Raw genomic sequence first — 7,293 nt, 5'->3', positions numbered from 1 at the left:
CCATCGCCGACAAGCCCGTTGCTGTCGCCGCACCAAACGTGCTCAGCAAATAGTCGGTGTACAAATCGAGTTCTTTGTTCTTCATGGCGACAGGTTATCGTATGCACTGCGTAACATCAGTTACTGTGTTACTTCTTATTATTGTTCAGCAGCGACAGGAATTCGCGGCGCAGGGTGGCATCCTTCAGGAAGGAACCGCGCATTACGCTATTGATCATCTTTGAATCCATGTCTTTCACACCGCGCCACTGCATGCAGAAGTGATCGGCTTCCATCACAATCGCCAAGCCATCGGGGCTAACCTTTTCCATCAAGAGGTCGGCAATCTGCGTGACGGCTTCTTCCTGAATCTGGGGTCGGCACATTGTCCATTCAGCAAGGCGGGCATATTTCGATAGACCGATCAGATTGGAATGCTGGTTAGGCATGATGCCTATCCATAGCTTGCCGATGATGGGGCAAAAGTGGTGCGAACAGGCGCTACGTACTGTGATCGGACCGACGATCATCAGTTCATTCAGGTGCTCGACATTGGGAAATTCGGTAACAGCAGGTTGAGCGAGGTAGCGACCTTTGAATACCTCGTTCACGTACATTTTGGCTACCCGACGGGCTGTATCCTGGGTGTTGTGGTCGCTCTCGGTATCAATCACCAAGCTATCAAGTACGGCTTTCATCTTGTCTTGCACTTCATCAAGCAATAATTCCAACTCGCCTGCTTCAATAAAGTCAGAGATATTGTCATTGGCATGAAAGCGCTGCTGTGCTGCGCGGATTCGACTGCGTATGCGCGCAGAAACAGGCACGGCTTCTTTGTCGATGGCGGTGTAACTGGGTGGGGCGTTCTTACTCACGCTAGTTTTCCTATGCATTGGCAAATCCAGTCCTTCAAGGCGGAATGAGATGACTTGCCAGGATGGTTTATGGTTTAGCCGCCTAAGGCAGCTTGTAATTCGGTAACGGTGGCGCGCAGCGCAGCCAATTCGGTTTCCAATGCAGCGACGCGTCCTTCCAGGGCATGTTGGCTAGGTTGGGGCATTGCCATACTGCTTGTTGTTTCAAACTGCGGCTCGCCCGACAGTAGGTGCGCCCAACGGTTTTCCCGTGCACCTGGCTGGCGAGGTAACTCCATGACCAGCGCAGCAGCGGGCCGTGCAGCCAATTCTTGTAGAAATGCTTCAACTGTGGAGATATCGGCGAATTTGTGTAGCCGATCGCAATTAAGCCGCAACTCCCCCGCTGTTTGTGGTCCGCGCAACATAAGTATCGTCAATAGCGCAACAGACTGGCTGGGCAAGCCCAACACTTTATCCATATTGTGAGCATAGCGAACCACCCGCCCGCCGTTGCTTTCCATCACCAGCGTGTGGCTGCGCAAGGTATCAATAGCGGTTGTGACATCGGTTTCGCTGGCGTCCAGTACGGGTTCTCGGCTGGTCTTCTGATTACAACCCGCCATTAGCGCATTCAGGGAAAGCGGGTAGGTATCGGGTACGGTGCGCTGCTTTTCGACCAGCACACCGAGCACTCGGGTTTCCAGCAAAGACAAAGGGGGCAGGTTGGACATACGGTAATCCGGCGATGAAATCAGGGTGCCATTATGCCCCGCCCACTGGGGGCGGTGCGCATTCTGTCTCGTCAAAAATATGCGTGGAATGTCCGAAGCGCAAAAATATTCTTTCCGCTAAACGGCCATGCAAAGCCAGGGGCGATCAGCCATCTTGAAGTTAAGGGGTGCACTGCTTATTGATTGGCTTGCTCTTCTTCTCTTGGTCCTTCGGGTTCACCAAGACATGCTGATTGATATGCGCGTGCAAGGAGTTTGCTCCTATGTCTACTCAGACAATTCCATCCCTGCCCGATGAGTCGATTTCCTATCTGCTCTACCTCTATTTCTGGCCATTCTGGATGTTTAAGGATGTGAACCAGGGCAATTTGCTCGAACAGGCTGCTGCTTATCGCTATAACCGGGAAAAGCGGGTTTATCTACCTGGGTATATCGTCAAATGGATTCTCATCTTTTGCCTGCTGATGGGCTTGATTTTCAGTATGGAGTCTTTAGCCACGGCCGGAATTATGTTGAAAGAGGCATCAAGCCTGCTGGCGGGGTTCACTGGTGTGTGTGCGAGCGGGGCGTTTGTCGTGACGATTCAAATCACCGTTTGTTATTTGTTCCTCTGCCACTGGCGATACTGAATGCGCGTAGGATCTGTGCAAAGTCTAGCGCGCTAGGCCGACGCAAGGCGAAAGCGGCAGGGGAAGCGGCGTCTACAAAGTGGTAAATGAGCATTCCGACGGTGTTTTCAATGCCGTATCGCCCGCGCGCAGCAGACATAAACAGGTTCTTACTCCCCAGCCACTTTACCTGGTGTGGCATCGCAGTAATAAGTCATGCGCTTGCGTGGGTTCAGGTAAGCAAATACTTGTTGGGGGAGTTGGGCCAGGCGGATGCGCTTGACGATGTTCAACTCTTTTTCTTCTTCCAAATCCAAAATCACCGCTTCATGCTTGGGCACACTTGGGTCGTAGATCAGCACGGTGGGCTTGAGCGGTTTGCTTAAGTTCACCGCCATGACCAGACCCAGGGCATTGTTGGAGAGCTGTACCAGTGTGCCGGGGGATATACCCCCATGCAACGAATGAAGAGGCCCAGGGGGGGAGGTTCGAAGCGCGCACGTAGTTGCGAGAACATCATGGCTAGTGCTTCGTAAGGCGTCAGTGAGTCTTTCGGATTAGGCCGGTTGCATAGGTTGTCGTAGGTGTTGGCGATACAGACGATCTTGCTCAGCGGCAGAATTTCTTCACCGCGTAGACTGTGCGGGTAGCCGCTGCCATCAATGTGCTCATGGTGCTGGAATTCGATGGCAAGCGCTTCGGGCGAGAGATTGACCTTTTTTCCCGATATCCAGGCCGTATTGGCTATGGCGCATCATCAGGTCTTGTTCGCTGGGTGTCAGGGGTTCAGTTTTCAGCTGTATTCGGACTTGCCAATATCATGGAGCAGCGCGCCCAGGCCGAGTTCAGTCAGCGTCTCCCGCTCTAGCCCCAATTGCTTGCCCAGCATCATTGCAAAGACCGCAACATTGAGTTGATGGAAGTAGACCTCCTCATTGGCGACCTTATCGTTCATCAGGTGAGTAGCGATATCCCGGTCAGTCAACATTGAGCTGACCAAGTCGCCCACAAGCGCCATTGCATCTTTCATTGATTCTTCTGGCCGAGCAAAAAGATTGCGCGTAATCGACTTTACGGCACGACTTGCCCCCACGAATTTTCGTTCACATTCATTTAGGGCATTACGGTGTTGTGTGAGTTTTTCGATCCGGATTTTTTTGCAGCAATGGCAGCAAGCTGTTCGACACTGGGGCCGTTTGGGATGACTGCTTGGGCATCCGGTGGGGGGGGGGCAGTGGCACCACATCACTGCGTTTGGGGTCGTAGCGCATGCGTTCCAGTCCTAAAGAACGCAGCGTGTAGATTTGATCCTGACTTTTGATCTTGAATTGACTGAGGGTGTGCTGTCCAATCGAGTTCAAGTCGGATGTACAAGCCGATGCATAGTTGATCAGGGCTGATGAAATTCGATTGAGCAGGTGTCGTCATAGGTGGTTGCGCATCTGAGCGTGAACAGTCTGGCGTTAGAATAGCAGCCGGGATGCTCTGTTCGCCTCCCAGCTTTTTTGACTGGACTGCACTATGTTGCACAACACTGATACTGTAATCGCCAATACCCGTGCCTGGCTGGAAAAAGCCGTCATCGGTTTGAACCTATGCCCTTTTGCCAAGGCGGTCTATATCAAGGATCAGATACGCTTTGTCGTAAGCGAAGCCAACAATCTGGACCGATTGCTGGATGACCTTGATCGGGAATTGCTGCTGCTCTCAGCGGCAGACCCGAATGAAATCGACACCACGCTGTTGATTCACCCCAAGGTGTTGAATGACTTTCTCGATTTCAATGATTTTCTGGATGTAGCCGATGGCGTGGTGGCAGAGCATGAACTGGAGGGTGTGTTGCAAGTAGCCAGTTTCCATCCGGACTATCAGTTTGCCGATACCGAGCCGGAAGACATCAGCAACTACACCAACCGCGCGCCGTACCCTATCCTGCATTTATTAAGGGAGGAAAGTTTGGATCGTGCAGTGGCTGCCTTCCCGGATGCTGCTGATATATTTGAAAAAAATATTCAAACATTGCGGCAACTGGGACATGCCGGATGGGCAGCGCTAGGATTGCCGCAGCAGACGCGTATTTAGACCAAAAGTGCCCGGGATAAAAAATTTGTTTGCCAAGTAGCTTCTATTCGCGTAAAACACGGACCGCAGGCATTTCAAGTAGTAGGTTTCAGGCCGTTCTCTGTACCAAAACGGTACGCCGATTCGCCCCTCCTTTGTTTGAACGTCCGCATCTTTTATATTTATTTCCAACAAGGAAAAGTATCATGGCAACCGGTACCGTTAAGTGGTTCAATGACTCCAAAGGCTTCGGCTTCATTACTCCTGACGAAGGCGGCGACGATCTGTTCGCGCACTTCTCGCAAATCCAATCCAACGGCTTCAAGTCGCTGCAAGAAAACCAAAAGGTTTCCTTCGACGTGACTACTGGTCCGAAGGGCAAGCAAGCTTCGAACATCAAGCCAGTCTAATCGACGCGCTTTTTGTTGTTGCTGAAAAGAAACCCGGCGTAAACCGGGTTTTTTATTGCCTGTAGCACTCGTTGAAGTCAATACAGCATAAAAAAATCCCGCCAGCGTTTGACGGGATGGGTAGGCTAGTGAGGTAGAATTATTTTGCGGATTTCTTCAACAATGCACCTAATAAGCCTTTTGGCTCTGGCGCAGTTTGTTGGCTGCCGGAGTGTTTGCCAAAGCGTTCAGGATTGCCTGACTTCGCCAACTTCTCATTGATTTTCAGGCCGCGTAGTTTTTCCAGATCGGTTTTTTTCATAGCGTGCTCGCTTATTGATGACGGCCGGTGGGACGACGTCCTACACTAGGGCCCCGGCTATTGTGATTGCCGGCCTGTGCGACTGGCTGGCGTGCTTGTGGCTTACCCTGTGATTGGCGACCCTCGCTAGCATTCCCGGCGGGCTTACGCGGCGGCCCACCTCGGCCTTGCCCCTGACGAGCGCCACCACCCGAGCGTTGCTGAATGGGCTCGGGCTTAATACTTGGATCGGGTTCGAAACCAGGGACTATTTCCTTGGGTAGCTCGCGCTTAATCAGCTTTTCAATATCGGCCAGCAGTTTCTTTTCGTCTACACAGACCAAAGATACGGCTTCGCCTTCAGCCCCTGCCCGGCCAGTACGACCAATACGGTGTACATAGTCTTCCGGCACATTGGGCAGCTCAAAGTTCACCACATGCGGTAATTGGTCGATATCGATACCCCGAGCGGCAATGTCGGTCGCGACCAGCACCTGTAGCGAGCCTTCCTTGAATTCGCTCAATGCCCGGGTACGTGCCCCCTGGCTCTTGTTGCCGTGGATCGCCATGGCACTGATGCCGTCTTTGTCGAGTTGTTCGGCAAGGCGGTTGGCACCATGTTTGGTACGGGTGAAGACCAGTACCTGGAACCAGTTATGTTCTTGAATAAGGTGAGCTAGTAGCTGGCGTTTCTTATCGCGATCGACGGGATGCACTTTCTGCGCGATGGTGTCGGCAGTTGCATTACGACGTGCGACTTCGATCAGCTCGGGTGATTTGAGCAAACTATCGGCCAGGGCTTTGATCTCGTCCGAGAAGGTGGCCGAAAACAAGAGGTTCTGCCGATCGCGTGGTAACAAGGCCAGGATTTTCTTGATATCGCGGATAAAGCCCATATCGAGCATGCGATCGGCTTCGTCGAGTACCAGGATTTCGATTCTAGATAGATCGAGCGTACCTTGTTGTACATGGTCGAGCAGGCGACCCGGGGTGGCGACCAGAATGTCGACTCTACTGCGCAGTTGTTTGATTTGCGGATTGATACTGACGCCACCAAACATGGTCATCGAAGTCAATTTGAGATACTTGCCATAGTTCTGCACCGACTCTTCGACTTGGGCGGCAAGTTCGCGTGTTGGCGTCAGAATAAGAGCGCGTACGGGAGGACGACCTTCGGATGGGCCTTTGCTGGCACGGTTTGCCAAGCGATGCAAAATCGGCAGGGTAAAGCCTGCAGTTTTACCGGTGCCAGTTTGCGCACCGGCCAACAAGTCACGCCCAGTCAGGACGGCAGGGATAGCTTGCAGTTGGATGGGGGTAGGCTCGGTATAGCCGAGCTCGGCCACGGCGCGGACGATATCGTCCAACAGGCCGAGAGAAGCGAAAGACATGCTGAAACTCCTGCGGGCATCGGCCCTGCTCATGAGAGCAGCTAGTCTGTGGCGGATGAACGGAAAGCAGAAAATTATAAAGGGCGCGAAGACTGGAGCGCGCCCAAGGTAGCGCATTATATCAGCATGTTGCTATGCGGCCTTTCTTGCTTTGCAACATTGCTGTAAAATTAATGGGTTACGATTCGTTCCGTAGCAAAAGCGCGGTGCCATACGGGTGCCGTGGGCCGGAGCAGGCGAAGTTTCACATTAGCTATGTGCCTGTGGCCGGTGGTTGTCAGACAAATATGGCAAGGGTTGCAACCGCCCGCGTACAGCTACCGTTCTGGCCTTATCGCTAGCAACGGGATGCCGAAAGTGAAAGGAGCGTTTAAAATGGGTTGGCTTTTATACCTATTCCGACGTTAAGTCGTCTTCCTGCGTCAGCAGGGGTCCCGACAGGAAGCCGCGTGCATTGGCTCGCGGCTTTTTTTGCCTTGATTTAGCGGTTTTCGCTTGCTGCCAATGTTGTAACGGTTTGTTGTGGTTTGAAGTGCCTGCTTAGCCAGATCAGCACATCATCCACATATGTGAAAACAACCGGGATCACCAACAGGCTCAGGAGCGTGGAGGTCAACAAGCTGCCGATGACGGCGATCGCCATGGGTGACCGAAAGCTTGGGTCCGCACCGAGCCCCATCGCAATCGGCAACATACCGGCAGCCATTGCGATAGTGGTCATCAGGATGGGCCGTACACGTTTGTGACTGAACCGCCCCGGGTTTTGAGGAGGGTATTTCGTTAAAGTGTTTTAGCGAGTTGCTGGTAATAGTTTGCCTCAGCTTCAGCTGGCGGGATATTGCCAATGGGTTCTAGCAGGCGGTGGTGGTTAAACCATGCCACCCATTCCAACGTAGCCAGCTCCACCGCTTCTCCGGTTTTCCACGGGCCTAGCCGGTGAATGACCTCGGCCTTGTACAAACCGTTTAGGGTTTCA

The 7,293-nt window shown here is 52.7% G+C and carries 12 protein-coding genes and 1 pseudogene; 3 read left to right on the top strand and 10 right to left on the bottom strand.

Annotation, left to right across the window (positions count from 1 at the left end; genetic code table 11):
• Positions 1-128: 128 nt before the first annotated feature.
• Positions 129-854, bottom strand: coding sequence for a GTP cyclohydrolase I (gene folE / locus CSQ89_RS18690; RefSeq protein ID WP_233203321.1), 726 nt, complete (start codon positions 852-854; stop codon positions 129-131).
• 74 nt (positions 855-928) lie between these two features.
• A complete protein-coding gene (locus CSQ89_RS18685) occupies positions 929-1,567 on the bottom strand; it encodes a YceH family protein (protein ID WP_099407576.1) in 639 nt (212 codons plus the stop codon).
• A 263-nt stretch (positions 1,568-1,830) separates the two neighbouring features.
• Here CSQ89_RS18685 and CSQ89_RS18680 point away from each other — a divergent pair, with 263 nt between their 5' ends.
• Positions 1,831-2,196 carry a hypothetical protein gene (locus tag CSQ89_RS18680; RefSeq protein WP_099407575.1) on the top strand — a complete coding sequence of 122 codons (366 nt, stop codon included), beginning with the start codon at positions 1,831-1,833 and terminating at the stop codon, positions 2,194-2,196.
• A gap of 149 nt (positions 2,197-2,345) precedes the next feature.
• On the opposite strand, the gene CSQ89_RS18675 is transcribed toward CSQ89_RS18680, so the two are convergent.
• The 4 genes from CSQ89_RS18675 to CSQ89_RS23895 form a co-directional block, all read right to left on the bottom strand.
• Positions 2,346-2,573 (bottom strand): hypothetical protein, encoded by a 228-nt coding sequence (locus tag CSQ89_RS18675; protein WP_099407574.1) that lies wholly within the window; start codon positions 2,571-2,573, stop codon positions 2,346-2,348.
• Positions 2,564-2,863: an HD-GYP domain-containing protein gene (locus CSQ89_RS23900; protein WP_374701378.1), complete on the bottom strand. Its 300-nt coding sequence runs from the start codon at positions 2,861-2,863 to the stop codon at positions 2,564-2,566. The genes CSQ89_RS18675 and CSQ89_RS23900 overlap by 10 nt, the downstream gene beginning before the upstream one ends.
• 105 nt (positions 2,864-2,968) lie before the next feature.
• Complete coding sequence (locus CSQ89_RS22565; protein WP_158229046.1) at positions 2,969-3,205, bottom strand: HD domain-containing protein; 237 nt, start codon at positions 3,203-3,205, stop codon at positions 2,969-2,971.
• Between the two features lie 91 nt (positions 3,206-3,296).
• Entirely contained in the window at positions 3,297-3,536 is a 240-nt protein-coding gene (locus CSQ89_RS23895) for a DUF3391 domain-containing protein (protein ID WP_374701377.1), read from the bottom strand.
• A gap of 160 nt (positions 3,537-3,696) precedes the next feature.
• Here CSQ89_RS23895 and CSQ89_RS18660 point away from each other — a divergent pair, with 160 nt between their 5' ends.
• Positions 3,697-4,257 carry a DUF1415 domain-containing protein gene (locus CSQ89_RS18660; RefSeq protein ID WP_099407572.1) on the top strand — a complete coding sequence of 187 codons (561 nt, stop codon included), beginning with the start codon at positions 3,697-3,699 and terminating at the stop codon, positions 4,255-4,257.
• A 185-nt stretch (positions 4,258-4,442) separates the two neighbouring features.
• The gene (locus tag CSQ89_RS18655; RefSeq protein WP_072427494.1) at positions 4,443-4,646 is read left to right on the top strand and encodes a cold-shock protein; all 204 of its coding nucleotides are present in this window, start codon (positions 4,443-4,445) and stop codon (positions 4,644-4,646) included.
• A 139-nt stretch (positions 4,647-4,785) separates the two neighbouring features.
• Here CSQ89_RS18655 and CSQ89_RS22560 read toward each other — a convergent pair whose 3' ends face one another.
• The 4 genes and pseudogenes from CSQ89_RS22560 to CSQ89_RS18640 all read right to left on the bottom strand — a co-directional run.
• The gene (locus CSQ89_RS22560) at positions 4,786-4,947 is read right to left on the bottom strand and encodes a hypothetical protein (protein ID WP_158229045.1); all 162 of its coding nucleotides are present in this window, start codon (positions 4,945-4,947) and stop codon (positions 4,786-4,788) included.
• 11 nt (positions 4,948-4,958) lie between these two features.
• Positions 4,959-6,317 (bottom strand): DEAD/DEAH box helicase, encoded by a 1,359-nt coding sequence (locus tag CSQ89_RS18650; RefSeq protein WP_099407571.1) that lies wholly within the window; start codon positions 6,315-6,317, stop codon positions 4,959-4,961.
• A gap of 481 nt (positions 6,318-6,798) precedes the next feature.
• Positions 6,799-7,053: pseudogene (locus CSQ89_RS18645) on the bottom strand (efflux RND transporter permease subunit); the annotation flags it as partial.
• 44 nt (positions 7,054-7,097) lie between these two features.
• Positions 7,098-7,293 (bottom strand): IS3 family transposase (locus CSQ89_RS18640; protein ID WP_143747091.1); only part of this gene is annotated, 196 nt, incomplete at its 5' end.

It is taken from the genome of Chitinimonas sp. BJB300, from assembly GCF_002735695.1.
In the GTDB taxonomy this organism is placed as follows: domain Bacteria; phylum Pseudomonadota; class Gammaproteobacteria; order Burkholderiales; family Chitinimonadaceae; genus Chitinimonas.
Note: the sequence above shows the minus strand (reverse complement) of the source record. Positions and strands in the feature narration are given on the sequence as shown.